Here is a 24,562-nt window from a genome sequence, read left to right as displayed (position 1 = left end):
CGGATATCCCCGACAGGGAATCTCTTTATACCAGGTGAAACTTGTATAAAACAGGATATAGGTGTTGTGGTACAATAAAATAAATATTTCATTAATTCAATATCTAGGAGGATGCTTATGTACGTCCCTCTCGTATTAACTGGCTTTTTAGACAGAGCTGCCGAGCTGTATGCCGGCAAAACAGCGGCGGTTGATGGAGAAAGAACAGTAACGTATGGAGAACTGCAGTACAGGGTCAATCAGCTGTCAAACGGATTGAAAGCGCTTAATATTAAAAAAGGGGATAAGGTTGCCTATTTGAGTCCGAATGCTTTGGAAATGCTCGAAGGGTTTTATGGCGTGTATCAACTAGGCGCTGTGATGACCCCGCTGAACACAAGGCTTACTGCAGAAGACTATGAATTTATTTTGAATCACAGCGGAAGCAGGGTGCTGTTTGCTGATAAAACACTGTTTAAACAGCTGGAGCCGGTTCTCGACAATTTAACATCAATCGAAACTATCATTCTGCACGGAGAAGAAGAAGATACAAAAACAGCCAAGGGCTATGAAAAGTGGCTCAACGGATTCGATGGAACCTTCTTCGACCGGGCTGAAGTGGATGAACATGATATAGCAAGTCTGCTTTATACGAGCGGTACAACCGGAAACCCAAAAGGGGTACTGTTGACGCACCGAAGCAATTACCTGCACGCGATGTCTACCATGCATCATTTAAGAATCAGGGAACACGATAAGATGCTGCACGTTCTTCCGATGTTTCACGTAAACGGCTGGGGCTCTCCTTTTTACTATACCGCCAACGGTGTGACCCAGGTGATGCAGCGCAAAATAGATCCCAAATCTATTTTTGATAATATTAAAAAACACCAAATAAGTATTCTTCATATGGCCCCTACTGTATTAAATATGCTGCTGGAATACTATCACCTGCACAAAGAAGAATGCCGCACGGAGCACTCTGTCCGTATTGTGGTCGCCGGATCTGCCCCGCCGCCGGCATTTATTGAAATGGCGGAAAATGAGCTGGGCTGGGAATTTATTCATGTATACGGCATGACTGAAATTTCCCCGCTCGTGACGACTTCACAGATTACGACCCAGGATGAGCATCTATCCAAAGAAGAACAGCAGCGCTTAAAAGCCAAAACCGGCTACCCGCTGATCGGTTCGGAAGTAAGAGTAGTAAACGAAGTGTATGAGGATGTAGAAAAAGATGGCAAGGCTGTAGGTGAGATTGTTGTGCGCAGCAATAATGTAATGGAAGGATACTTTAAAAATCCCGAAGCGACAGCCGAAACGATTCAGCATGGCTGGCTCCATACCGGAGATATGGCGGTCGTCTTTGAAAACGGCTATATTGAAATCGTAGACCGGAAAAAAGACGTTATTATAAGCGGCGGCGAAAACATTTCCTCCATTGAGGTGGAAGGCTATTTATATCAACATCCTGATATTGTTGAAACAGCCGTTGTCGCTCTTCCTCATGAAAAGTGGGGGGAGATTCCCCATGCTGTGGTTGTTAAGCGGGAGGGCAGCAGCCTCACAGAAGAAGACATTATCGATTTCGCACGAGAAAAAATGGCTCATTTTAAAGCGCCGAAAAGCATTAACTTTGTAAAAGAACTTCCTAAAACCGCTTCCGGAAAAATACAAAAAGTCCAGATCCGCAAACAGCTCTGGAATGATTCTGATAAACTGGTAAACTAGCAGTATACTTTTCAGTTCATCAGCCTATTAAAAAAAGGATGTGGCCTATGGGACTATTTGATTTCTTGAAAAAAGAGCCGGAAAGCCGCCAGGAAGCTCCAAAGGAGAAATACTGGACCCTTACAACAGCAGAAGGGGAAGTAATCGACCCAACCTGGGAACAAGTGAATGAAACGCTCGCTGCCATTACTCATAAAGAACTGGAATTTGTGTCTTTAGGCTATGTTCATTCCGATCTGGAAATTGAAATGATTCAGGCAGTTGACATAGAGACAGGGTATCGTTTGGAAGCTCTGCCGCCGGAACATTCTTACGATTATGGTAAAGTATTTGTTAACAGCGGTATTTCCTACGAAGAAATGGTAAAGCATTTTAAAGAGTTTCATAAAAACAAAACAGTGAGCGGATTTCGCAGCTGGCCGTCAGAAAAAATATAAAAGAAAAATGAAGGAACCTATCTCTTCCTAAAGAGCGGTTCCTTTTGTTTTTCTGTGAAGGGGGTGTATCATTTCTATTAACACTTCTTCCAGTGCATTTTAACTATTTTGATCATAGAAAGGAATAAGGCCGCCGTCAGAAAAATATGGAATTATGATATAATTTTCAAGCAGTCTTAATCACAATCATTCAATTTTTACATAAAAGGAGCTTTTATAATGACGGAGTTGCTGAATGTTCGAAATATGAGCGGAGGATATAACGTTCATAAACCAGTCCTTCACGGATTAAATTTTACCGTAAAACAAAACGAAATCGTCGGCTTAATCGGCTTGAATGGAGCCGGTAAAAGTACCACGATTAAACATGTTCTTGGGCTGATGGAAGCGATAGAAGGGACCGTAACAATTCATGGAAAGCGGCTGATGGACGGACCGGAGGAATACCGCAGGCACTTTACGTATATTCCCGAGACGCCGATTTTATACGATGAGCTGACGCTGTGGGAGCATATGCGATTAACAGCGATGGCCTACGGCATAGAAGAAGAGGTATTTGAGGAACGGGCGGAGCGTCTCATGGAGGAATACCGGATGACGAAAATGAAAAATTGGTTTCCGAGCCATTTTTCCAAAGGGATGCGCCAGAAAGTAATGATCATGTGTGCTTTCCTTATCGAACCCGAGCTCTATGTGGTAGATGAGCCGTTTATCGGGCTGGATCCTCTGGCAATTAAAGCGCTGCTCGATATGATGGTGAAAATGAAAGAGGATGGCGCCGGTATACTGATGTCCACCCACATCCTGGCGACCGCAGAGCGGTACTGTGACCGTTTTATCGTCCTGCATGAAGGACGCATCAAGCTCCAGGGGACGATGGAGGAGCTTCAGGAGCAGGCGGGCATGCCTGGAGCCCTGCTGGATGATCTATACATTGAAGTCGCCAAAGGGGCGATCTAACATGGGGACGTTGGATCGGCTGTGGGAAGAGCGTGCCGGCGAATTTGCCGGTACGGCTATCCGCTATTTAAGGCTTGTCGCCAACAGCGGCTTTATGTTCAGCATCTATGCCCTGTTTCTGGTAGGCGGATTTATGTACCCTGCTTTTTTGGAGTGGCTGCCTGCCTATGTGCCGGTACTCGAGCTGTTTACATTGATATTCACATATTTCCTGACCAGAAACCCTATCCGGACCTTTTTGAAAGAAGCAGACATGGTCTTTTTGCTGCCGATGGAAAATCAGCTGCGTTCGTACTTTAGAAAAAGCGTGGTGTATTCATATACGCTTCAATCTTTATTTATTGTACTGCTGTATTTTATTCTCGGTCCGCTTTATCAAAACCGGCTGTTTGAAGAATCCAATTCCTTTCTGCTTGTGCTTGCTGTTATTCTGGCGGTGAAAGGCTGGAATATTGCTTCAGCCTGGGCAGAGTGGAGGCTGCAGGATCATCGGGTGAGACTGGGACTTCTTATAGGAAGAATTCTGCTTACCGCATCTCTTTTGTACATCGTATTCGCTGAAGTGTCATGGTTTCTGGCAGCTATTCTGCTTGCTGTCATGGCTGGTGTGTACGTTGCCTGGCATGGAAGGCTGGCAGCAAAATACGCGCTGAAGTGGGAAGCGGTCTTTATAATGGAACAGCGCCGCCTGTCTGCTTTTTACCGTTTTATTCAATCGTTTGCGGATGTACCGTTTATCAAATCACCGGTAAAACGAAGGAGGTGGCTGGCCGGACTGGCCGAGCGGATGCCTTTTCAAAAAGACAAAGCCTACAGGTATATGTATATTAAAGCGTTTGTACGCTCAGGCGAGTATTTAGGGATGTATGCCAGACTCCTGCTCGTCGGGTGTCTCGTCATGTACGCATTTCCATTTGAATGGCTGCGGGTGCTGGTAAGCGTTCTGTTTATATACTTAACAGGCGTTCAGCTCAGAACCTTATGGTATCATTTTGACACGAACATCTGGCCTGATCTTTATCCGTTGGCGCTGTCGGAAAAAGAATATTCGTTTCAGTTTTTAGTACTGCGTCTTTTAATGCTGCAGTCTGTTCTTTTTGCAGCGGCTTATCTTCTTCTTGGGACGCAGATGCTGTTTTCCTTGTTTATTTTGGGAGCGGGGCTGCTGCTTAGTTATTACCTGGCCCGGCAGAAGCCGAAAAACAGACTGGAGCTTTCCTAACGTAAAAAAACCATTTTCAAGCGGGCAGCTGCCCGGCCTGAAAATGGTTTTTTAGTATAAAGAAAACTTATGCGTTTTGGTAAGAAAGGTTTTCTGCTGCTTCTTTTACAGCTTCCAGACCGTCCTGAATGATCTCTTCGGACTTTTCAGGCATGGCATTGTGGCCTTCAATGATGACTTCATTAAGAATATCCATGCCGTACAGGCCGCCGAACAGGTTGCGCATGTAAGTGACACACATATCCATTGGAGCTGCTTCCGGAAGGGAATATACACCACCGCGGGCGTTAAGCAGGATAACTTTTTTCTCGGACATTAACTGTACAAGATTTCCGTTTTGGTCATATTTGAATGTGAATCCAGCTTCAGCAATATAGTCAATAAATGTCTGAAGCTTTGCTGGAATAGTAAGGTTCCAAAGTGGAAAAGCAAAGACAAGAACGTCTGCTGCTGCAAGCGCGTCTTTAGCTTTCTGCTTGGCATTAACGATGCGCTGCTCTACATCGGAAAGCTCTCCGTCGTTTTGGATCTTTCCAAAAGCATTAAACAGATCCTGGCCAAAGTAAGGCATATCTTCTTCAAACACATCAAATGTGCTTACATTTAAATTTTCTTTTTCCTGAACGTTCTCTAGAAACGTTTCGTACATCTTTGTAGAAACTCCATCAGGGCGGTTATTTGCTTTAACTACTAATACATTCATGAAATAATTTCCTCCGTTTATTGTAAAATTTTAAAAACAAGGTTCGTTTATCCAACACTTGTTGTATAATCACACTATATAGACTTTTGTTTTGTTATTCAACCAATAGTTCCTGCTTTTTATTGTTTAAACAACATATGGATGAAAATGTCTAATAAGTGGAGAGGATGTGTACGTGTATGACTATGTCAGAGACAAAAATAGATCCGCGCATTAAGCGGACAAGGAAATTAATTATGGATTCCTTTATTGAGCTGGCTATGAAAAAAGACGTCAAAGATATTACGATTAAGGATATTACAGCAGAAGCAACGGTAAACCGTGCCACATTTTATTCTCATTTTACGGACAAATATGACCTGCTGGAAAAGTCATTAACTGAAGATCTCATGATGAATGTCAGCAATGAAATCGCCCAGCACGAAAAGCTTACAGAAGATACGATTGTAAGTATCTTTTTATCTATTACGACTTTTCATTTGTCGTTATCTTCTCAGTGCAGAAGAAGTTTTCAAGCTTTTTCCGTTACAATTGAAGCGATTATTAAAAAGAAGCTGGAAGCTATATTTTACCAGGCGCTGCTTAAGCAGCACCAGACAGACAGCGATGAATCGTTAAGAATAGCCGCGTTTATGCTGAGCTGGGGGATCTACGGGGCTTCAGTGGACTGGAAGCAGAACAGCTCTATTGCACCGGAGGAATACATCAGACTAGCACTGCCTTATTTTATGTACGGCATGGACTTTTATGTGACAGCCGAATAAATAATAGAAGAAGCTGGTTTAAAAATTTCATCATTAAAAAGAACCCCGCTTGCCTTTTTTTAAAAGGATACGGGGTTCTTTTTTTCCTTCTTCTGAAAATAGAAAAGGGAATTTTCAATAAGTGTTGTGAGACAGTGTTTCTTTATCAATTGTTTGAGTTTGGTCTGGGTAATCAAGAACAGCTTTGGCCATCACTTTAGCAGCCGTAAGCATTGCTCTTTCATCGATATCAAATTTTGGGTGATGGTGGGGAAAAGTTTTTGTCCATTCCGGGTTTTCTGCTCCTGTGAAAAAAAAGCTGCCTTTCACATTTTCCAGGTAGTAGGCGAAGTCTTCGCCGCCCATTTCAGGTTTCATTTCTTCCGTTTTTTCCACTCCGGGAACATTGGTGGCGCAGTCAGCCAGATAAGCTGTTTCGGTCTCATGATTGACCACAGGCGGATATCCGCGGTAGTAGTGAAAATCAGCTTCCGCCCCCCAGCTGGAGACCATTCCGTTAGTGATGATTTCCAGCTCTTTTTCAATCAGGTCTCTAACATCGGCATCGAACGTCCGCACCGTGCCGGTCAATTTGGCACGGTCTGCGATAACGTTGAACGCATTAGAAGCTTCAAAGGAACCGATCGATACAACCGCCGGCTTCTGAGGGTCCACGTAGCGGCTGACAATCTGCTGGATCTGGGTAACAAGCTGAGAGCCGATAAGAACGGCGTCTTTTGTTAAATGAGGCATTGCCCCGTGGCCGCCCTGGCCGAGTATTTCAATTTCAAAGCGATCTGCCGCCGCCATCATTGGCCCGGTGCAGTGCTGCACGGTGCCGTAGGGAGTAGTGGCCCAAAGGTGCGTGCCGAAGATAACATCCACTCCTTCAAGGCATCCATCCTTAATCATCTCTATTGCGCCGCCGGGAGCGAATTCTTCAGCGTGCTGATGAATAAAAACAACGGTGCCTTCAATGTCTTCTTTGATTTCGTTCAGGCATTTAGCCAGAACAAGAAGCGTAGCGGTATGGCCGTCGTGTCCGCAGGCATGCATCACTCCGTCTACTTTAGAAGAGAAGGGAAGACCGGTCTGCTCCTGGATAGGCAGAGCATCAAAATCAGCGCGCAGAGCTACTACCGGTCCGGGACGGCCTCCTTTTAACGTTGATACGACACCGCGTCCGCCGACCTTAGTCTGTACTTCAAGACCAAGTTTTTCATGGTAGTCTGCAATATAAGCCGGGGTGTTTTCTTCTTGAAAAGAAAGTTCGGGATGCTGGTGAAGGTATCTTCTTATTTCGATCATTTCCTCATAGCGGCCGTCAAGTAAGTCGTACAAAGATGTTTCCGTAGTCATTGTATTCTTCCTTTCCATGTATGGCAGGGCCATCAGATAATATTATTTTATTTAAATGCCAAATGGCACAAACCGGGCGAGGTAGCTCGATATCATTTGGAAATGGCCGGTGAAAAGCATAATGCCTAAAGCGATCATAATATAGCCGCCCGTACGCTGAAGGCGGGGGAGCCATTTGTTCCAGCGTTTTAGTTTATTCAGCGATCTGGAATACAGCAGGGCTACGATAAGAAAAGGAACACCGAGTCCGGCTGAATAAAACAACAGCATGGCCATTCCTGAATAGAGCGTATCCGACTGGCTGGCCATAGCAAGGATAGAGCCGAGAACAAGGCCGATACAAGGTGACCATCCTGCCGCAAAAATCAACCCCAGCGAAATCGAGCCCAGAAAACTCGACGAATGAGTTGGTTTTTTATGTATGCGTTTTTCAGAAAGCAGGGCGCGGATGGAAATAATACCTGCCATCTGCAGACCAAATAAAACAATGACTACCGCCCCAAGCTGTTCAATCATGTTCCCCCATCGGGAAAACTGCTGCCCGAGAAAAGTAGAGGAAGCTCCTAATAAGAGAAAAATAATGGTGAATCCCATAATAAACCCAAAGCTTCTTGAAAGAATCATGCTGCGTGAAGCGGTTACTTTGCTGTCTGTAATGACGGTACCGGTAAGCTGGGCTAGATAAGCCGGTATCAAAGGAAAAATACAGGGGGATAAAAAAGATATAACGCCCGCCCCAAAAGCAAGCCAAATACTTATTTCACTCAATGCGGTCACCTCATTTAATCATTGCTCTTTCCGACCGAATGAAAAATACCGTTGTAGTATCCTACATAAGAAGGACGGGAGAAAATACTTTTTGATAATCCCTGTGTCGTGTTTCTGTGCTTATGTGCTTCTTTATAAGCGGAAGAGTTCTGCCAGTCTGTAAAAAAAGAAGCCTCCTGCCAAAAAGTAATGATGACATTTACATCTGAATGGATTGGCTTTAAAATACGTATAGCTTCAAAACCGGGTTCTTTTTCTACTTTCCCGGCCCGCTGCAGAAACCGCTCCTCAAATTGAGGCTGTTTTTCTTCAAGCACAGGAACGTTGTTGCAGACAACAAAAGAATGGGCCGGAAGCGTTCCGGTTTTGTTGATAATAGTGTGCGTCGCTTCAGGTTCAAGAGAGCCCATCAGGTCTTCTGCATACCATATATCCGCTGCAGCATTTTTTTCTGTTTCAGCAGACAATTGAATCATTTGTACGGATGGTTTCGTAATAAGAGTGTCAGACGGCTTTTTGCCGAAACAGGCATAGCTCATGTAACTTTTCCTCCTTAAGTAACGACTGGTGTAAGAAGCATGAAAAGCGGATACAGGCTTTCGTTTTCTGCTGGTGAAATAAACCGCTTTACTCAATTGTAAAGGTTTTTAATCCAGAAAGAAATATGGAAGGCTGTTAAGAAAGGAATACGAACATGTTAAAAAAGAAATGGTTCGTTGTACTGGCACTTGGTACAGCATTTATTATACTGAGCTTTGGAATTTATCTTTCTTCTGTAGTCATTGGCGCTGCAGCTATTGATGAGAAAGAACTCGTAATGAACGAAACGTCTGTCCTTGAAGATGAAGAGGGAGAGCTTATTGCGGAGCTGCAGGAAGAAAACAGGGATTTAGTCGATATTGATGAGCTTCCCGACCATGTGAAAGAAGCATTTGTAGCTATTGAAGATGTGCGTTTCTACCAGCACCAGGGGATAGATCCACGAGCCATCGGGCGGGCGCTTTACCGTGACATACAAGCAGGAGCCGCGGTCGAAGGCGGAAGCACGCTTACCCAGCAGCTGGCCAAGAATGCCTTTTTAACAAATGACAAATCGTTAATGAGAAAAACAAAAGAAGTACTTATTGCCATGGGGCTGGAGCGGAAATTCAGCAAGGATGAAATTCTCGGCTACTATTTAAATCAAATATACTTCGGCCACGGGGCCTACGGTATTCAATCGGCCTCCGAGATGTACTTTAACAAAGATGCTTCCGAACTGACTATTGATGAGGCGGCGCTGCTTGCCGGAATGCCGAAAGCCCCGACCACCTATTCGCCGATAGATAACCCGGAAGGGTCAAAAGACCGGCGTGATGTGGTTCTTTCCGTAATGGAACGGCATGGCTTTATCAGCGCAGAAGAAGCTGTTGCGGCGCAGGGCAGGACCGTTCCTGCAGAGCTTCATCGTACGGAAAACAACCCGGCCTACTATACGTACATTGATATGGTGTTGTCCGAAGCAGAGAACACGTATCACATAAGTGCAGAAGAAGTATACCGGGGCGGCTACACGATAACGGTACCGATGAACAATGAAATGCAGCAGACGTCCTATGACTTGTTCCAGGACAGCAGCTATTTCCCGGAATCATCCGAAGCCAGAAGCGAAGCTTCCTTTTTCATGATGGACAGCGATACCGGAGGGGTAACGGCGGTACAGGGTGGAAGGGAGTACGTCCGTCAGGGTCTCAACCGGACAACCTTGAAACGGCAGCCGGGTTCTGCGATGAAGCCGCTGGCTGTTTACGGGCCGGCACTTGATACCGGCGACTACCAGCCATATTCGATGCTTGTAGATGAAAAAACAGACTACGACGGATACGAGCCGTCTAATATTAATGATGAATACAAAGGAGAAGTTTCCATGTCAGAGGCGGTCATTGAGTCGACGAATACGTCTGCGGTTTGGCTCTACGACCAAATTGGCGAAAGCTACAGCAGCAGCTGGATGGAAAAAGCCGGTCTGCAGGTGGAAGACGAGGGACTCGGAGTGGCTCTTGGCGGCATGTCAGAAGGAACGTCCCCGCTTGAAATCGCCAGAGCGTATACGGCGTTTTCCAATAATGGGATGAAGGTGGAACCTTATTTTATAGAAAAGATTGAAGACCGCAGCGGAGAAACAATTGCTGAGCGCGAGATAGACGAAACGGAAGTAACTACCCCGCAGAACGCTTGGTACATGACAAGAATGCTGGAACAGGCTGTATTGGAAGGAACCGGAACGGCGGGCGGGGATACTTCCTACGCTCTGGCCGGCAAGACCGGAACAACCTCATTTGAAGCTGTTGATGATGCAGCAAGAGATGCATGGTTTGCCGGTTACACACCGGAGTGGACAGGCTCTTTGTGGATGGGGTATGACCAGACGACAGAGGAGAACTATCTGGAAGGCGGCAGTGCATACGCGGTTACTTTGTTTAAAGAAATTATGAACAGGCTTCCGGAAGAGCAGACTGCCCCGCAGCAGGAATTTGAAAAACCGGAAGGTGTCCAGGATCTGGCAGACCCGATTGATATGGGAGAAGTAAATGATCTGGTTTCCTCATTAAGTTTTAAAGGATCCGGACTGATTAATGTACAGCTCGCCTGGACACCGTCAGAGGATGACCGGGTGAAGTATAAGCTTTATGAAATAGATGGAGATGAAGAAACAGAAATCGCTGAAGTTCAAGGGGAAGGCTCGTACACCGTAGAAGGAGTAAATGTCTTTTCCCTAAAAGATTATAAAGTTGTTCCATTTAATTCCCAGACCAACCAGGAAGGCGAGCCTTCCAACACAGTAGAAGTGAAAGTTGGTTCTATTTGGGGGGCTGCTTCTTAAAGCAGACAGCCGGCACTTTTTTAGTGCCGGTATTTTTTTATGAAAAAGCGGTATGGACAATTAATGACTCTTTGCGATAAGTACTATACATGACATTCAGACAAGAGTATGGTAAAAATGATATGGAATTCACACAGAATAAGACAGGTCACCGATATAATATCAGTGCAGTTAAAAGGGGTGCAGGAGATGAACAAGCCATTCAACGACCGGTTTTTAAAAGCTTGCAGAGGCGAGGCGACGGATTATGTACCGGTTTGGTATATGAGACAGGCGGGCAGGTCACAGCCGGAATACCGTAAAATTAAAGAAAAGTATTCATTGTTTGAAATTACCCATCAGCCGGAGTTATGTGCATACGTAACGAAACTGCCGGTGGATCAGTACAATAATGATGCCGCTGTTTTATATAAAGATATTATGACGCCGCTTCCAGCTATGGGAGTAGATGTGGAAATTAAATCCGGCATCGGTCCGGTTATTTCCAACCCGATCCGTTCGATGCGTGATATTGAAGCGCTGGGTGAATTACATCCAAAAGCAGACGTGCCATATGTCTTTGATACAATTTCGCTGCTGGAAAAACAGCTGAATGTTCCGTTGATCGGATTCAGCGGTGCTCCATTTACATTGGCCAGCTACATGATTGAAGGAGGCCCATCGAAAAATTATCACCACACAAAAGCATTTATGCACGCAAAGCCTGAAGCATGGAATTTGCTCATGAACAAACTGGCTGATATGACCATCGTATATATAAATGCACAGATAGATGCCGGTGCCAAAGCAATCCAGATTTTTGATTCTTGGGTAGGCGCATTAAATGCGGCGGATTACCGGACGTTTGTTAAACCTGTAATGAACAGAATATTTACAGAGCTGCAAAGAAAAGACGTGCCTTTTATTATGTTCGGAGTAGGCGCCGGCCATTTGATGAAAGAATGGAATGATCTCCCTATTGATGTCATGGGACTTGACTGGAGAACGAGTATTGGAGAAGCAAGACGGGCAGGTGTAAATAAAGCGTTACAGGGAAATCTCGATCCGTCCCTGCTGTTGGCACCATGGGAAAAAATCGAAGAGCAGGTTAAACCTATACTTGATGAAGGCATCAAAAATGACGCGTATATCTTTAATCTGGGCCACGGCGTTTTCCCGGAAGTGGATCCTCAGGTGTTAAAACGACTGACTGCGTTTGTTCATGACTATACCAGACAGGCAAAGGAGAGAAATTAACATGAAAAAGAAAATCGGACTCCTCGTAATGGCTTACGGAACGCCGAGAAGCCTGGAAGAAGTAGAGCCTTACTATACTCATATCCGTCGGGGAAGAAAGCCTTCAGAAGAGGCGCTGGAAGATCTTGTGTCACGTTATAAAGCGATCGGCGGTATTTCTCCGCTGGCCCGCCTGACAGAAGACCAGGCTAACGGGCTGACGGCCGTTCTTAACAGCCGTCATGAGGACGTGGAATTTGTGATGTATCTAGGTCTGAAGCATATTGATCCATTTATTGAAGAAGCTGTCGAGCAGATGAAAGAAGACGGTATTGAAGAAGCCTATAGTATCGTTTTAGCTCCCCACTTTTCCACATTCAGCGTAAAATCATACAACGGCCGTGCCAAAGAAATGTCTGAAAAAATCAACGGACCGGTCATACACAGCGTGGAAAGCTGGTATAAAGAACCGCTTTTCATTGACTATTGGGTCAATCAGGTGAAAGAAACATTGGCAGAGGTGGAGGATGAAAACAAAACCTGCGTCATTTTTTCCGCACACAGCCTCCCGGAAAAAATTCTGGCCAATGGAGATCCATACCCGGAGCAGCTGCGGGAAACCGCAGAAATGATAGCAGACCAGGCAGGCATCAAGCATTTTGATATCGGCTGGCAGAGTGAAGGCAACACGCCGGATCCATGGATTGGCCCCGATGTACAGGATTTAACAAAGGATCTGGCCCGCAATAAAGGGTTTGAAGCGTTTGTCTACTGTCCTGTAGGCTTTGTAACGGATCATCTGGAAGTTTTATTTGATAATGACGTAGAGTGTAAAGCTGCGACAGATGAAGTAGGCGCCGCTTATTATCGTCCCGAGATGCCTAATGCAAAGCCTGAATTTTTAAATGCGCTGGCCAATGTTATCGAAAGCAAAATGAATGCCAGCGTAGAGAAGTGACTGGCATGACGACTAAAACAGCTATTATTGGAGGCGGAATTACCGGCCTTACCGCTGCTTACTATCTGCAGAAATCTATTATGGCGAATGATTTAGATATGGAATTTAAACTGTTTGAGAGCGGCGGCAGGCTTGGGGGGAAGATACAGACAGAGTACCGGCATGGTTTTGTCATGGAAAGAGGACCTGATTCTTTTCTCGCCCGAAAAGAAAGTGCTTCCCGGCTCGCAAAAGAAGTCGGCATTGATAAAGAAATGGTTTCGAACTTTGCCGGTCAGGCGTATATCCTGAAAAAAGACAATCTGTATCCGATTCCTAAAGGATCGGTGATGGGTGTTCCGACAAAGTGGATGCCTTTCTGGAAAACGCCGCTTCTCAGCTTTAAAGGAAAAGTACGGGCTTTAGCTGATTTAGTCATACCGAAAAGCTCTCCGGAAGAGGATCAATCTCTTGGAGGGTTTTTCCGCCGCCGGCTTGGCAGCGAAGCAGTGGATTATTTAATTGATCCGCTGTTATCAGGCGTATATGCAGGAGATATAGATAAACTGAGCCTGCATGCAACCTACCCCCAGTTTTTCGAAGCCGAGCAGAAGCACCAAAGTTTAATGCGCGGGCTCAAACCGCCGGCTCCTAATAAAAATGAAGAGGCTTCTAAAAAAAAGGGTGCTTTTCTCAGCTTTGAAAGAGGGCTGTATTCTTTAGTGGAAGCTATTGAAAATCATTTAAAAGAAGAAGCTGTTTATAAAAATACAACCGTAGAACGCCTTTCAAAAACGGAGCGGGGCATGATGCTGTATTTTAAAGACGGGTCCACCGAAGAAGTGGATAAAGTCATTCTGGCCACACCGCCTCATGTCACATCTAAACTGCTTCAGGATCCGGTGATCGATGAGACGCTTGGAAGCATACGGTCGACGACAGTGGCGACAATATCGATGACGTTTGAAGCCGGAGAAGTACCGGAAGAATTTGATGGAACCGGATTTGTCGTTTCCAAAAAAGCAGACTATACGATTACTGCCTGCACGTGGACCCACCGGAAGTGGAAGCATTCCGCTCCTGCAGACAAAGCATTGATCCGCTGTTATGTCGGCAAGCCTGGAGGCGAAGGAATCGTCGAAAAGCCGGATATAGAAATACTGGAAGCTGTACGTCATGACCTGGAGAAAATTATGCAGATACAGGCAGAGCCTTCCGATTTTCTCGTAACAAGGTGGAGACAATCGATGCCGCAATATGAAATTGGTCATAAGCAGTCACTGGCGAAAGTAAGAAACCGTTTGGCTGACGAATTTCCGAATGTATATGCAGGCGGTGCCGCCTTTGAAGGCGTCGGGCTGCCTGACTGTATACTTCAAGGAGAAAAAGCCGTTCAATTTGTGCTGCAGCATGAGCAGTAAAGTGTGTAATCAAACAAAACCCCTCCATTTTCAGGAGGGGTTTACTTATTTTTTGGAAAGCTGATGACCGGCTAACGCATAAAGCACGGCATTTGTTACAAAATGGGAAGAAAAATCGTTGGGATCCTGCTGTGGATAAACTTCCACATAGTCCATGCCGATCAGTCCTTTTTTAGCAAACGCATGAATGAGCGCTAACAGTTCATGAGAGTAAAGGCCATTGCCGTCAATAGGACCTCCCGGGTTAAAGGCGTGGTCGAGCACGTCACTGCAGATGCTTAAGTAAACGGCATCTGTCTGTTCGGCAGCAATCGAATATACCTCATCAGCAAATGCCTCCAGGTCTCCGCCGTTTTTGCGGATATCGTTAATCGTAAGTGTGACCGCTCCGGCTTCTTTGGCGCTTCGTCCATTTTCCGGCTTATTTCTCGGGCCGTGAATACCGAGGTGAACGAGGCTTTCGTTCCGGACGCCTTCGGTTTCATAAAGGCGGGCAAATGGGGCGCCCCGGCCGAACGGATCCCCCATGGAGTTATTGTTATTGTCATAATGGGCATCCATATGAATGATGCCTACTTTTTTTCCTTTGGAAGCCAATGCCTTAACAATGGGGTAGGTGATGCCGTGGTCTCCTCCAAATGCAACGGAAAAAGCACCACTGTCCCAGGCTTTCTCGGCAAAAGCGCCGATTCGTTCCATCGTTTCTTCTACATTGGACGGAACAACGTCAATGTCGCCGGCGTCCCCCATCGTTAAATGTTCTTTTACATCGATATGATCAAGTTCGGGCAGATAGCCGCTGTAGCGTGCGGAGCTGAGCCTGATCACTTTAGGAGCCAGTTCGCAGCCGGTGAAATCGCCCCACGTTACTGCCCCTTCCCAGGGAACCCCGTAAAACAGAACATCCTTGCCGGCAGCTGTTTCCCAGTCGCCGGAGACATTGGTACTTCCTAAGTAACAAGGTGTATTTCCATAAATATAGTTTTCATCCTGCATGTCCTATCCCTCATTTCTAAATATAGCTTTAATGCAAAGAGAACTTTATCATTTTATTGTATAGGAGAATGAGGCTGATAAAAAGAAATATTATCCTGCATCCCGCGTGCTTCACTTGCCGGCAGAGGCTCTCTGTGAAAGTTTTAGTTGTTATTTCATCCAATGTCATGTACATTCAATTCTGGACGATTTATAAGCTATTCTGGTTTTTACCGGAGAATTAGTGGTACGATAAGAAGAACAGAAGCTGGAGAAAGCAGGCCGCACGGCTCTTTCACAAGTAATCATAATAGGGTTCAGCCTTTAGATGAGCTGGTATATATTCTAACGACACAAACTGGGAAGTGCTGAGTATTGCAGGAAAAAGACAAATTAAATATTCTTCGACATTCCAGGCATGACTGGATGAATATTGTACAAGTCATAAAAGGGAATCTGCAGCTCGACCGAAAAGATCGTGTTTATGACATTCTTAATGAAGTAACAAGACGTGCTGAGCATGAAGCAAAGCTGTCCGACTTGAATACGCCGGACCTTGCTTATAAATTGATTACCTTCAATTGGCAGTGGCAGAAATTTCATTTAGATATTGAAATGATCGGTAAACCAATAGATTGTGCCCGGCATGAAAAATGCTGGCTGGATTTTTTTGACCAGTTTTTTGAAAAGCTCAATGAACAGTCTCACAGCATAACAGATCCGACGCTTCTTGTGAGCTTTCACCTTCAGGAATCCCCCTATATTGAATTTGATTTCCAGGGCGGCATTCAGGATATGGAAAACATGCAGAACTGGCTTGGCGAGTGGAGTGTTTCATCCAGCTGCTATGTAGAGAATATCGTAGCGAACGGACAGGAACTTGTATTTGTACTAAATAAAAATAAGGAGTGAAGCATGTGTTTGTAGATAGAGTAAAAGTCTACCTGAAAGCCGGCGACGGCGGCGACGGCATGGTAGCATTCCGGCGCGAGAAATACGTACCGGACGGCGGACCGGCCGGAGGCGACGGTGGAAGAGGAGCCGACGTTATATTTGAAGTAGATGAAGGCCTCCGCACGTTAATGGATTTCCGCTATAAAAAACATTTTAAAGCAAAACCAGGTGAACACGGCCGTCCGAAGAACCAGCACGGCAGAGGAGCCGATGATTTAATTATTAAAGTGCCACCGGGCACGATTGTGACCGATGATGAAACGGGCCAGGCTCTGGCCGACCTCGTTGATCATGGGCAGCGCGCTGTCATTATAAAAGGCGGACGCGGAGGACGGGGGAACTCAAGATTTGCTTCTCCATCCAATCCCGCTCCGGAACTGAGTGAAAAAGGAGAGCCGGCAGGTGATCGAAACGTAACGCTTGAACTGAAAGTTCTTGCTGATGTCGGCCTGGTAGGATTTCCGAGTGTTGGAAAGTCGACGATACTAAGCGTTGTTTCTTCCGCCCGTCCTAAAATCGCCGACTACCCGTTCACTACGTTAAAACCAAACCTTGGTGTAGTTAATGTAAAAGAAGGCGTCAGCTTTGTTATGGCGGACCTGCCCGGTTTAATTGAAGGCGCCCACGAGGGCGTGGGACTTGGCCATCAGTTTCTCCGTCACATCGAAAGAACACGTGTTATTGTACACGTTCTGGATATGTCCGGCATAGAGGACAGAGATCCCTATGACGACTATTTAAAAATAAACGAAGAGCTTAAACAATACAACATGCGTCTGTTGGAACGTCCACAGGTCGTCGTGGCAAACAAGATGGATATGCCGGAAGCTCAGGAAAGACTCGATGCTTTTCTGGAAAAAGCACCAAAAGATCTTCAGGTATTCCCTGTTTCCGCTTTAACGAAAAGCGGACTAACGAATCTGCTCCGCACGGTTGCAGACTTGATCGATACGACGCCGGAGTTTCCTCTTTATGAAGATCACGTAGATAAAGAACAGAGGGTACTCTATTCGTTTGATAAAGAAAAGCAGGCTTTTGAAATTACCATTGATGAAGACGGCACCTTCATCATTTCAGGAAAAGAAATTGAGCGCCGCTTTAAAATGACAGATATGATGCGCGATGAATCAATTAAAAAGTTCTCCCGCCAAATGAGACACATGGGAATAGACAGCGCCCTCCGGGAAAAAGGAGCCAAGCACGGCGATATCGTCAAACTGCTTGACTTTGAATTCGAATTTATGGAAGGCTAGAAGACCTCAGACTTGCCCGCTTGTTGTAAAACAGCGGGCAAGTCTTTATAATGTATAATTAGTATGAAAATGATGGTATCGACCATGGTTAATGGCGGTGAAATGTATTGGCAGAGAAAATGGACCAATTTTATTTAGTGCGTCAGGATCTGCTGACAGAAGCTATGCAGAAAACATTGGCTGCAAAGGCTATTTTGGAAAGCGGAAAGGTGGCAAGAGTGGCCGATGCAGCAGCGGAAGTCAACTTAAGCCGAAGCGCTTTTTATAAATACAAAGACGCAGTGTTCCCTTTTCACCAAATGATACAAGAACAGATTATTACGTTATCTATCCAGCTTGTGGATAAGTCCGGATCGTTATCAGAACTGCTTGCACTGATGGCCCGGGCCAATGCCAATGTATTAACAATCAATCAGAGTATTCCTCTTCAAGGAAGAGCTAACGTAACACTTACAGTAGACACGTCTGCTTTAAATATGGAAATCAGAGAGCTTGTACGCAGGATACAGGCTATGCCTTCTGTTGAAAAAGCAGAAGTAGTTGGATCAGGATCATTGTAAATTTATCGAAACAAGGAAGGAACGATGGGTATGAATAAGATAGGATATCTCGGCCCGAAGGGGACATTTACTGAAATGGCGGCAGTTTCCATTTTTACAGAGGAAGAGCTGGTTCCATTTGAGACGATTCCGGCATGTATGGACGCCCTTGCAGCCGAAGATATTGACCGGGCGGTTATTCCTCTGGAAAACACGATTGAGGGATCAGTAAACATGACGCTGGACTATTTAATTCACAAACATAACCTTCCTATTATTGGAGAAGTAACGGTGCCTATTGAACAGCATCTAATGGTGCATCCTTCCCGTGCTTCCCGGTGGAGAGACGTAGAGGATGTATATTCCCATCCGCACGCCATTGCCCAGTGCCACGACTTCTTAACAGATATTCTTCCCGGTGCGGGCCTGCATTATACAAACTCGACTTCAGCGGCTGCCGAGAAGCTTCATGATGACCCGGCAATGAATGCAGCTGCCGTAGCCAACGTACTGGCAGCAGAACAATACGGATTGACCATTGTGAATGAAAACATTCATGATTATGAAAATAATCATACGAGGTTTGTCGTACTTGCCAGAGAAGCTTCCATGGAATTACAGCCGGTGTCCAACCGGACGGGGGATAAAACCACGTTAATGGTCACTCTGCCTTCGGATTTTTCCGGGGCGCTTCATCAGGTGCTGTCAGCATTTGCCTGGAGAAAGCTGAACTTGACAAAAATCGAGTCCAGGCCGATGAAAACAGGAATCGGCAACTATTTTTTTGTGATTGACGTAGACCAGCTGATGGATGATGTTCTGCTTCCCGGAGCGGTAGCAGAACTGGAAGCGCTTGGCTGCGGAGTTCGTATATTAGGGAGTTATCCCTGTCTATTCTCCGTTGAAGAAATAGAAAGTACACAAAAAAAGCCAATTCCTAAATAAGGAATCGGCTTTTCTTCAACAAGACCACCATCTGGGTGTCCATTATGAAAGAAGAAATCCTTCTTTTTCCAATGCATCACAGACATTGTCCAAAATTTGGTCGGAAGCAGCTTCGATCGTATGCATGTGCGTGCCGCCGGTCAGTTCGGAGAGAAGTGCAGCATTTGTATTGGAGATCTTCTGAATAAACTGACCGATATCGTAACGATTTTTTATTAATAAAGATGCTGTAAGATCACCGTAAATTGGATGATCTACCGAGACATCGACAACTACGGCTCCATAATCGACTACAATCTGCAGCTCTTTCTGGGTCGTTTCTAAATCAGAGAGATGATAGCAGGCTATTTTTCGTTGAACGGTAGTCGGTGCCTGAGCAGAAACAAGAATATAGCCCTGCGCTGTTGCCAGGATAGGGTGCCCCTTTGCTTTTAATAGGGAGACGTCCTGAACAATAACCTGCCGGCTGACTTTTGTTCGTTTCGCTAATTCGCTTCCTGTTAAGGGGGAAGAAGCTTCTTCGAGCCACTTTAATATTTGGTTACGGCGTGCTTCGCCGAGCATTTTATCCGGATTATTCATAGTATAGGCTCCTAGTGTGCTTATTTACGGTACCTGGTCTAATTGACTTTAAAGGAAAAACAGCTATTTATCAAGATGAAATAGAGGAGAGATCCGTTATGGCAGGGCATTCAAAATGGAATAATATTAAGCATAGAAAAGAAAGACAGGACGCAAAGCGGGCAAAGATTTTTACCAAGCTTTCCAAGGAAATTTTTGCTGCAGTCCGGGAAGCGGGAGATGACCCGTCCACAAACCTGAGACTGCGTTCTGCCATTGCAAAAGCAAAAGCTGAAAATATTCCCGGAGACAATGTGGACCGGACGATTAAGAAAGCATCCGGTGATACAAGCGGCATCCAATACGAAGAAATTACGTACGAAGGCTACGGTCCGGGAGGCGCGGCTGTCATGGTCGAAGTGCTCACAGATAATAAGAACCGCTCGGTGGCCGAGATCCGCCATGCTTTCAACAAAAACGGCGGCAATATGGGAGAAAGCGGATGTGTCGCTTTTATGTTTCACAAAAACGGCTATATCTTTCTTTCCGGGGAAGAAGTAGAAGAAGAAACCGCTATGCTTGATGCAATTGAAGCCGGAGCCGATGACGTGGAACGGGAGGAAGAAGTGTTCACGGTTACCGTACCGGTCAAAGAGATTGAAAAAGTAAGAGCCGAGCTTGAAGAAAAGGGATATAAAGTAGTGAAAGCGGAAGTACTGATGGAACCTGAAACAACAGTAGAGCTCAGTGTGGAACACGCGGAAGCAATGATAAAGCTGATTGACGTGCTGGAAGAAAATGATGACGTCCAGGACGTTCATCACAATTTTGACTGGAATGAAACGCAGGAACAAATAAATCAGTAATACCCAAACGCCTGCTTTTTTGATAGGATTAGGGAAAGTATGTTCGCAGGATGGGGAAGGGTGTCTTGATTGATAGAATATGTAGCAGGCAGAGTGGTACGTGCAGAAGGAGATACCATTACGGTGGAAGTCGGGGGCATTGGGTATTTAATTTACTGTGCCAACCCTTTTGTTTTTCAGCTGAATGAAGAAAATACGGTATATACCTATCAGTATGTAAGAGAAGATATACTGCGGCTTTATGGCTTTAAATCCAGAAAAGAACGCGAATTGTTTGAGCGGCTCCTGCAGGTGTCTGGCATCGGTCCGAAAGGGGCCCTGGCCATTCTGGCAGCCGGCGCACCGCTTCAGGTCGTGGAAGCTGTTGAAAATGAAAATGAAGCATTTTTAGTGAAATTTCCCGGTGTCGGAAAAAAAACAGCCCGCCAGATGATTTTGGATTTAAAAGGCAAACTGCAGGACATCATCGGAGAAGAAGGTTTTCTGGCAGCGCCAAGTGCGTCCGGACCGCTGTTCGACCAGCCGCTTGAGGAAGCACTGGAAGCACTGCGGGCATTAGGGTATGGAGAAAAAGAGATCCAAAAAGTGAAACCAAAGCTTGCAAAAGAACAGCTGAGCGCAGATGAGTACGTTAGAAAAGCCCTGCAGTGGATGCTCTCATAATGGAGAGACGAATGAATAAATGGTGGTGAGCAGTAATGGATGACCGTATCGTATCCCAGGAAGCAACCAACGATGATCAATCGATGGAAAGCGGTCTTCGTCCTCTGCAGTTTTCAGAATACATTGGACAGCATAAAGTAAAAAATAATTTAAGTATATTTATTGAGGCCGCCAAGATGAGAGAAGAATGCCTGGACCATGTTCTATTATATGGTCCGCCCGGTCTTGGTAAGACGACGCTTGCGATGATTATTGCCAACGAAATGGGAGTAAACATCAAAACAACATCCGGTCCTGCTATTGAAAAACCCGGCGATCTGGCAGCAGTTCTTACTGCTCTGGAGCCGGGAGATGTTTTGTTTATTGACGAAATACATCGTCTTCCACGTACGATTGAAGAGGTACTGTATCCGGCAATGGAAGACTTCTGCATTGATATAATGATAGGGAAAGAGGCAACAGCGCGTTCGGTACGGCTTGATCTTCCGCCCTTTACCCTGATTGGAGCAACAACGAGAGCGGGGATGCTGACAGCCCCTCTCCGGGACAGGTTCGGTGTTCATGCCCGTCTGGAATATTATCAGCCGGAGGAGCTTGCTAAAATTGTAGCCCGTAGTGCCGATTTGTTTCAGCTCGATATTACCGAGGAAGCATCTTATGAAATGGCCAGACGTTCAAGGGGAACCCCCCGCATTGCCAACAGGCTGCTGCGCCGCGTTCGCGATTTTGCAATGGTGCAGGGAGATGGACTGGTTACAGAAAACATAGCAAGAAATGCGCTGGAAAAGCTTCAGGTCGATAAGCTTGGACTGGATCACATCGACCATAAGCTCCTGAAAAGCATTATTGAAACATTTGCCGGAGGACCGGTGGGAGTTGAAGCGGTAGCAGCGTCAATTGGGGAAGAATCCCATACATTAGAAGATGTATACGAGCCGTATCTGCTCCAGATTGGTTTTTTAATACGAAGCCCGAGAGGCCGGATGGTCAGTGCCAAAGTGTATGAGCATTTTCAACTGGAGGTGCCGGGACAGTGAATGATATCCCAAAGCTGTTGATCGGTCTGGGTGCTGCGCTTATATTATTTGGTGTAATCTGGCAGGTGGGGGGCCGTTATATTTCATTAGGGCGCCTGCCGGGGGATTTTTTCTTTAAAGGAGAAAATACTTCTTTTTATTTTCCGCTCGCTACTTCCATCATTATAAGTATCGTGTTATCTTTGATCTTATTTGTGATAGGCCGTTTTCGTTAAAACGGCATGCATAGAAAGGAATACTGGACATGAACGTACAGGATTTTGACTTTGAACTTCCGGAGGAGCTGATCGCCCAGACTCCTTTGTTAAATAGAGACCGTTCCCGGATGATGGTGGTCGATCCGCTGTCAGGCGGGGTCGAACACCGTCAATTTACGGCGGTAAAGCAGTTTCTTCAAAAGGGAGATGCGCTGGTTATTAATGACACGCGCGTGTTGCCCGCCCGGCTGATTGGTGAGAAAGACACAGGGGCTGCCATTGAAATACTCTTGTTAAAACAGCTGGAACAGGACAAGTGGGAGACGCTCGTAAAGCCCGCCAAAAAAATTAAAGCAGGGACGGTTATAACGTTCGGTGGAGGAAAGCTTACCGCCGAATGCATAGAGCTGCAGGAACACGGCGGTCGTATTCTTCAATTTTCATACGATGGGGTGTTTCTGGAAATTCTGGAGTCACTTGGTGAAATGCCGCTTCCTCCCTATATAAAAGAAAAGCTGGAAGACCAGGAGCGCTATCAGACGGTATATGCAGAAAACAATGGTTCCGCAGCGGCGCCGACGGCAGGCCTTCATTTTACCGAAGATTTGCTGCATGAGCTTCAGGAGCAGGGGGTTCATATTGTTCCGCTTACGCTTCATGTCGGTCTCGGGACGTTCCGGCCTGTTTCGGTCGATTCCATAGAGGACCATGACATGCACTCTGAATTTTATGAATTAAAGCAGCCGGCTGCGGAGACGCTGAATGAAGTAAGGCGTTCCGGGGGTACTATTACAGCGGTAGGAACGACGTCCGCCCGTACTTTGGAAACGATTGCGGGACAGAACGATGGTTTATTTGCTGCAGGATCAGGATGGACGAATATTTTCATTTATCCGGGCTATTCTTTTTCAGGAATTGACGCCCTGCTTACTAATTTCCACCTTCCGAAATCAACGCTGGTTATGCTTGTCAGCGCATTAGCAGGAAAAGATACAATATTGGAGGCATACAAAGAAGCGGTGAAAAACAAGTATAGATTTTTCAGCTTTGGAGATGCTATGTTTATTAAAAAGGGAGGGGGCGTCACATGAGCGCGATCCGTTACGAACTAATAAAAACGTGCAAACAATCCGGGGCCAGGCTCGGAAAGCTTCATACTCCGCATGGAGTGATTGAAACGCCGATATTCATGCCGGTTGGAACGATGGCTACTGTTAAAACCATCAGTCCGGATGAACTGGAAGAAATGCACGCCCAGATTATTTTAAGCAATACGTATCATTTATGGATCAGACCCGGGGAAGATATCATTAAAGAAGCGGGCGGTCTGCATAAATTCATGAACTGGAACAAGCCGATTCTAACCGATTCCGGTGGATTTCAAGTGTTCAGCTTAAGCAAGCTTAGAGATATTAAAGAAGAGGGCGTCCACTTTAGAAATCATATCAGCGGGGAAAAATTGTTTTTATCTCCTGAAAAAGCAATGCAGATTCAAAATGACCTGGGACCTGATATTATGATGGCGTTTGATGAATGCCCCCCTCATCCGGCAAGTGAAGAATACATGAAAGCCAGTGTAGAAAGAACTTCCAGGTGGGCTGAGCGCTGTCTGGCCGAACACGCTAATCCGGATACGCAGGGATTGTTCGGCATTGTCCAGGGAGGAGAATATGAACATTTTCGTAAACAATCAGCGAAAGAATTGATTTCTCTCGACTTTCCGGGTTATGCTATAGGCGGTCTATCAGTTGGAGAGCCGAAAGAAATCATGAATCGTGTGCTGGAATTTACGACTCCGCTTCTTCCGGACAACAAGCCAAGGTATCTGATGGGTGTTGGGTCTGCTGATTCTCTTATAGATGGAGCGATCCGCGGCATAGATATGTTTGACTGTGTGCTTCCAACTCGAATTGCAAGGAACGGGACGTGCATGACAAGTTCCGGCCGTCTTGTCGTTAGAAATGCAAAGTTTGCCCGGGACTTCAGACCAATTGATGAGAAATGTGACTGCCATGTTTGCAAAAATTATTCCAGAGCTTACATACGTCATTTGGTGAAATGCAATGAATCATTTGGTTTTAGGCTCACTTCTTATCACAATCTTTATTTCCTGTTAAACTTGATGGAGCAGGTCCGCCAGGCTATACGTGACGACAGGCTTCTTGATTTCAGGGAAGAGTATTTTGAGGCATACGGCTTTAATAAAGAAAATGCCAAAAACTTTTAGTTTTTTT

Annotated in this window: 25 protein-coding genes; 19 read left to right on the top strand and 6 right to left on the bottom strand. The window is 45.6% G+C overall.

All coding sequences use genetic code 11. The features are described from left to right. The first annotated feature begins 117 nt into the window (after positions 1-117). The 4 genes from AC5W2J_RS07510 (at position 118) to AC5W2J_RS07495 (ending at position 4,329) form a co-directional block, all read left to right on the top strand. Complete coding sequence (locus AC5W2J_RS07510; RefSeq protein ID WP_496058853.1) at positions 118-1,710, top strand: long-chain-fatty-acid--CoA ligase; 1,593 nt, start codon at positions 118-120, stop codon at positions 1,708-1,710. Between the two features lie 47 nt (positions 1,711-1,757). Then, entirely contained in the window at positions 1,758-2,147 is a 390-nt protein-coding gene (locus AC5W2J_RS07505) for a hypothetical protein (RefSeq protein ID WP_496058852.1), read from the top strand. A gap of 219 nt (positions 2,148-2,366) precedes the next feature. Then, complete coding sequence (locus AC5W2J_RS07500) at positions 2,367-3,107, top strand: ABC transporter ATP-binding protein (protein ID WP_496058851.1); 741 nt, start codon at positions 2,367-2,369, stop codon at positions 3,105-3,107. Between the two features lies 1 nt (position 3,108). Then, entirely contained in the window at positions 3,109-4,329 is a 1,221-nt protein-coding gene (locus tag AC5W2J_RS07495) for an ABC transporter permease (protein WP_496058850.1), read from the top strand. Between the two features lie 67 nt (positions 4,330-4,396). Here the strand turns inward: AC5W2J_RS07495 and AC5W2J_RS07490 are convergent, their stop codons facing one another. Next, on the bottom strand, positions 4,397-5,032 hold the full coding sequence (locus AC5W2J_RS07490) for an FMN-dependent NADH-azoreductase (protein ID WP_496058849.1): 636 nt from the start codon (positions 5,030-5,032) through the stop codon (positions 4,397-4,399). A 185-nt stretch (positions 5,033-5,217) separates the two neighbouring features. On the opposite strand from AC5W2J_RS07490, the gene AC5W2J_RS07485 reads away from it, so the two are divergent. Continuing rightward, complete coding sequence (locus tag AC5W2J_RS07485) at positions 5,218-5,796, top strand: TetR/AcrR family transcriptional regulator (RefSeq protein WP_496058848.1); 579 nt, start codon at positions 5,218-5,220, stop codon at positions 5,794-5,796. Between the two features lie 114 nt (positions 5,797-5,910). Here the strand turns inward: AC5W2J_RS07485 and AC5W2J_RS07480 are convergent, their stop codons facing one another. The 3 genes from AC5W2J_RS07480 to AC5W2J_RS07470 are packed head-to-tail and all read right to left on the bottom strand — an operon-like array spanning position 5,911 to position 8,441. Further along, positions 5,911-7,134, bottom strand: a complete 1,224-nt coding sequence (locus AC5W2J_RS07480) for a M20 family metallopeptidase (RefSeq protein WP_496058847.1) — start codon at positions 7,132-7,134, stop codon at positions 5,911-5,913. 51 nt (positions 7,135-7,185) lie between these two features. Further along, complete coding sequence (locus AC5W2J_RS07475; protein WP_496058846.1) at positions 7,186-7,911, bottom strand: cytochrome c biogenesis CcdA family protein; 726 nt, start codon at positions 7,909-7,911, stop codon at positions 7,186-7,188. A gap of 5 nt (positions 7,912-7,916) precedes the next feature. Further along, entirely contained in the window at positions 7,917-8,441 is a 525-nt protein-coding gene (locus tag AC5W2J_RS07470; RefSeq protein WP_496058845.1) for an antibiotic biosynthesis monooxygenase family protein, read from the bottom strand. Between the two features lie 155 nt (positions 8,442-8,596). On the opposite strand from AC5W2J_RS07470, the gene AC5W2J_RS07465 reads away from it, so the two are divergent. The 4 genes from AC5W2J_RS07465 (at position 8,597) to hemY (ending at position 14,338) form a co-directional block, all read left to right on the top strand. Beyond that, positions 8,597-10,765 (top strand): transglycosylase domain-containing protein, encoded by a 2,169-nt coding sequence (locus AC5W2J_RS07465; RefSeq protein WP_496058844.1) that lies wholly within the window; start codon positions 8,597-8,599, stop codon positions 10,763-10,765. 189 nt (positions 10,766-10,954) lie between these two features. Further along, positions 10,955-12,001 (top strand): uroporphyrinogen decarboxylase, encoded by a 1,047-nt coding sequence (gene hemE / locus AC5W2J_RS07460; protein WP_496058843.1) that lies wholly within the window; start codon positions 10,955-10,957, stop codon positions 11,999-12,001. A 1-nt stretch (position 12,002) separates the two neighbouring features. Next, positions 12,003-12,938 carry a ferrochelatase gene (hemH, locus tag AC5W2J_RS07455; protein WP_496058842.1) on the top strand — a complete coding sequence of 312 codons (936 nt, stop codon included), beginning with the start codon at positions 12,003-12,005 and terminating at the stop codon, positions 12,936-12,938. Between the two features lie 5 nt (positions 12,939-12,943). After that, positions 12,944-14,338: a protoporphyrinogen oxidase gene (gene hemY, locus AC5W2J_RS07450; RefSeq protein WP_496058841.1), complete on the top strand. Its 1,395-nt coding sequence runs from the start codon at positions 12,944-12,946 to the stop codon at positions 14,336-14,338. Between the two features lie 45 nt (positions 14,339-14,383). Here the strand turns inward: hemY and AC5W2J_RS07445 are convergent, their stop codons facing one another. Further along, complete coding sequence (locus AC5W2J_RS07445; protein WP_496058840.1) at positions 14,384-15,334, bottom strand: agmatinase family protein; 951 nt, start codon at positions 15,332-15,334, stop codon at positions 14,384-14,386. Positions 15,335-15,688: 354 nt separating this feature from the next. Here AC5W2J_RS07445 and AC5W2J_RS07440 point away from each other — a divergent pair, with 354 nt between their 5' ends. The 4 genes from AC5W2J_RS07440 (at position 15,689) to pheA (ending at position 19,004) form a co-directional block, all read left to right on the top strand. Continuing rightward, positions 15,689-16,225, top strand: a complete 537-nt coding sequence (locus tag AC5W2J_RS07440; protein ID WP_496058839.1) for a Spo0B C-terminal domain-containing protein — start codon at positions 15,689-15,691, stop codon at positions 16,223-16,225. 5 nt (positions 16,226-16,230) lie between these two features. After that, complete coding sequence (gene obgE / locus AC5W2J_RS07435) at positions 16,231-17,520, top strand: GTPase ObgE (RefSeq protein ID WP_496058838.1); 1,290 nt, start codon at positions 16,231-16,233, stop codon at positions 17,518-17,520. Between the two features lie 119 nt (positions 17,521-17,639). Next, positions 17,640-18,080: an ACT domain-containing protein gene (locus AC5W2J_RS07430; protein ID WP_496058952.1), complete on the top strand. Its 441-nt coding sequence runs from the start codon at positions 17,640-17,642 to the stop codon at positions 18,078-18,080. A gap of 30 nt (positions 18,081-18,110) precedes the next feature. Then, positions 18,111-19,004, top strand: coding sequence for a prephenate dehydratase (gene pheA / locus AC5W2J_RS07425; protein ID WP_496058837.1), 894 nt, complete (start codon positions 18,111-18,113; stop codon positions 19,002-19,004). Between the two features lie 42 nt (positions 19,005-19,046). On the opposite strand, the gene AC5W2J_RS07420 is transcribed toward pheA, so the two are convergent. Further along, on the bottom strand, positions 19,047-19,586 hold the full coding sequence (locus AC5W2J_RS07420) for a transcription repressor NadR (RefSeq protein WP_496058836.1): 540 nt from the start codon (positions 19,584-19,586) through the stop codon (positions 19,047-19,049). Between the two features lie 98 nt (positions 19,587-19,684). Between AC5W2J_RS07420 and AC5W2J_RS07415 the strand changes: the two genes are divergently transcribed. From AC5W2J_RS07415 to tgt, 6 genes are all read left to right on the top strand, one after another. Further along, entirely contained in the window at positions 19,685-20,431 is a 747-nt protein-coding gene (locus AC5W2J_RS07415; RefSeq protein WP_496058835.1) for a YebC/PmpR family DNA-binding transcriptional regulator, read from the top strand. 69 nt (positions 20,432-20,500) lie between these two features. Further along, positions 20,501-21,094 (top strand): Holliday junction branch migration protein RuvA, encoded by a 594-nt coding sequence (gene ruvA, locus AC5W2J_RS07410; protein WP_496058834.1) that lies wholly within the window; start codon positions 20,501-20,503, stop codon positions 21,092-21,094. 35 nt (positions 21,095-21,129) lie between these two features. Then, positions 21,130-22,131 (top strand): Holliday junction branch migration DNA helicase RuvB, encoded by a 1,002-nt coding sequence (gene ruvB / locus AC5W2J_RS07405; RefSeq protein WP_496058833.1) that lies wholly within the window; start codon positions 21,130-21,132, stop codon positions 22,129-22,131. Beyond that, the gene (locus AC5W2J_RS07400) at positions 22,128-22,346 is read left to right on the top strand and encodes a DUF2905 domain-containing protein (protein WP_496058832.1); all 219 of its coding nucleotides are present in this window, start codon (positions 22,128-22,130) and stop codon (positions 22,344-22,346) included. Before ruvB ends, AC5W2J_RS07400 begins: the two co-directional genes overlap by 4 nt. Positions 22,347-22,375: 29 nt before the next feature. Continuing rightward, positions 22,376-23,419, top strand: a complete 1,044-nt coding sequence (gene queA, locus AC5W2J_RS07395) for a tRNA preQ1(34) S-adenosylmethionine ribosyltransferase-isomerase QueA (protein ID WP_496058831.1) — start codon at positions 22,376-22,378, stop codon at positions 23,417-23,419. Beyond that, positions 23,416-24,555, top strand: coding sequence for a tRNA guanosine(34) transglycosylase Tgt (tgt, locus tag AC5W2J_RS07390; protein WP_496058830.1), 1,140 nt, complete (start codon positions 23,416-23,418; stop codon positions 24,553-24,555). Before queA ends, tgt begins: the two co-directional genes overlap by 4 nt. Positions 24,556-24,562: the final 7 nt, after the last annotated feature.

It is taken from the genome of Sinobaca sp. SA16-1 (assembly GCF_059510515.1).
The sequence above is the reverse complement of the archived record's forward strand: the minus strand, read 5'-3'. Positions and strand labels throughout refer to the sequence as shown.

Bases quoted from the DNA above. Each gene is read 5' to 3' on its own strand.
- AC5W2J_RS07415 (WP_496058835.1), top strand. From the start codon at position 19,685: ATGGCAGGGCATTCAAAATGGAATAATATTAAGCATAGAAAAGAAAGA.
- AC5W2J_RS07445 (WP_496058840.1), bottom strand. From the start codon at position 15,334: ATGCAGGATGAAAACTATATTTATGGAAATACACCTTGTTACTTAGGA.
- AC5W2J_RS07480 (WP_496058847.1), bottom strand. From the start codon at position 7,134: ATGACTACGGAAACATCTTTGTACGACTTACTTGACGGCCGCTATGAG.
- hemH (WP_496058842.1), top strand. From the start codon at position 12,003: ATGAAAAAGAAAATCGGACTCCTCGTAATGGCTTACGGAACGCCGAGA.
- queA (WP_496058831.1), top strand. From the start codon at position 22,376: ATGAACGTACAGGATTTTGACTTTGAACTTCCGGAGGAGCTGATCGCC.
- AC5W2J_RS07510 (WP_496058853.1), top strand. From the start codon at position 118: ATGTACGTCCCTCTCGTATTAACTGGCTTTTTAGACAGAGCTGCCGAG.
- hemE (WP_496058843.1), top strand. From the start codon at position 10,955: ATGAACAAGCCATTCAACGACCGGTTTTTAAAAGCTTGCAGAGGCGAG.
- pheA (WP_496058837.1), top strand. From the start codon at position 18,111: ATGAATAAGATAGGATATCTCGGCCCGAAGGGGACATTTACTGAAATG.
- AC5W2J_RS07505 (WP_496058852.1), top strand. From the start codon at position 1,758: ATGGGACTATTTGATTTCTTGAAAAAAGAGCCGGAAAGCCGCCAGGAA.
- ruvB (WP_496058833.1), top strand. From the start codon at position 21,130: ATGGATGACCGTATCGTATCCCAGGAAGCAACCAACGATGATCAATCG.
- hemY (WP_496058841.1), top strand. From the start codon at position 12,944: ATGACGACTAAAACAGCTATTATTGGAGGCGGAATTACCGGCCTTACC.
- AC5W2J_RS07495 (WP_496058850.1), top strand. From the start codon at position 3,109: ATGGGGACGTTGGATCGGCTGTGGGAAGAGCGTGCCGGCGAATTTGCC.
- AC5W2J_RS07430 (WP_496058952.1), top strand. From the start codon at position 17,640: ATGGACCAATTTTATTTAGTGCGTCAGGATCTGCTGACAGAAGCTATG.
- AC5W2J_RS07470 (WP_496058845.1), bottom strand. From the start codon at position 8,441: ATGAGCTATGCCTGTTTCGGCAAAAAGCCGTCTGACACTCTTATTACG.
- AC5W2J_RS07500 (WP_496058851.1), top strand. From the start codon at position 2,367: ATGACGGAGTTGCTGAATGTTCGAAATATGAGCGGAGGATATAACGTT.
- tgt (WP_496058830.1), top strand. From the start codon at position 23,416: ATGAGCGCGATCCGTTACGAACTAATAAAAACGTGCAAACAATCCGGG.
- AC5W2J_RS07420 (WP_496058836.1), bottom strand. From the start codon at position 19,586: ATGAATAATCCGGATAAAATGCTCGGCGAAGCACGCCGTAACCAAATA.
- AC5W2J_RS07465 (WP_496058844.1), top strand. From the start codon at position 8,597: ATGTTAAAAAAGAAATGGTTCGTTGTACTGGCACTTGGTACAGCATTT.
- AC5W2J_RS07485 (WP_496058848.1), top strand. From the start codon at position 5,218: ATGTCAGAGACAAAAATAGATCCGCGCATTAAGCGGACAAGGAAATTA.
- AC5W2J_RS07490 (WP_496058849.1), bottom strand. From the start codon at position 5,032: ATGAATGTATTAGTAGTTAAAGCAAATAACCGCCCTGATGGAGTTTCT.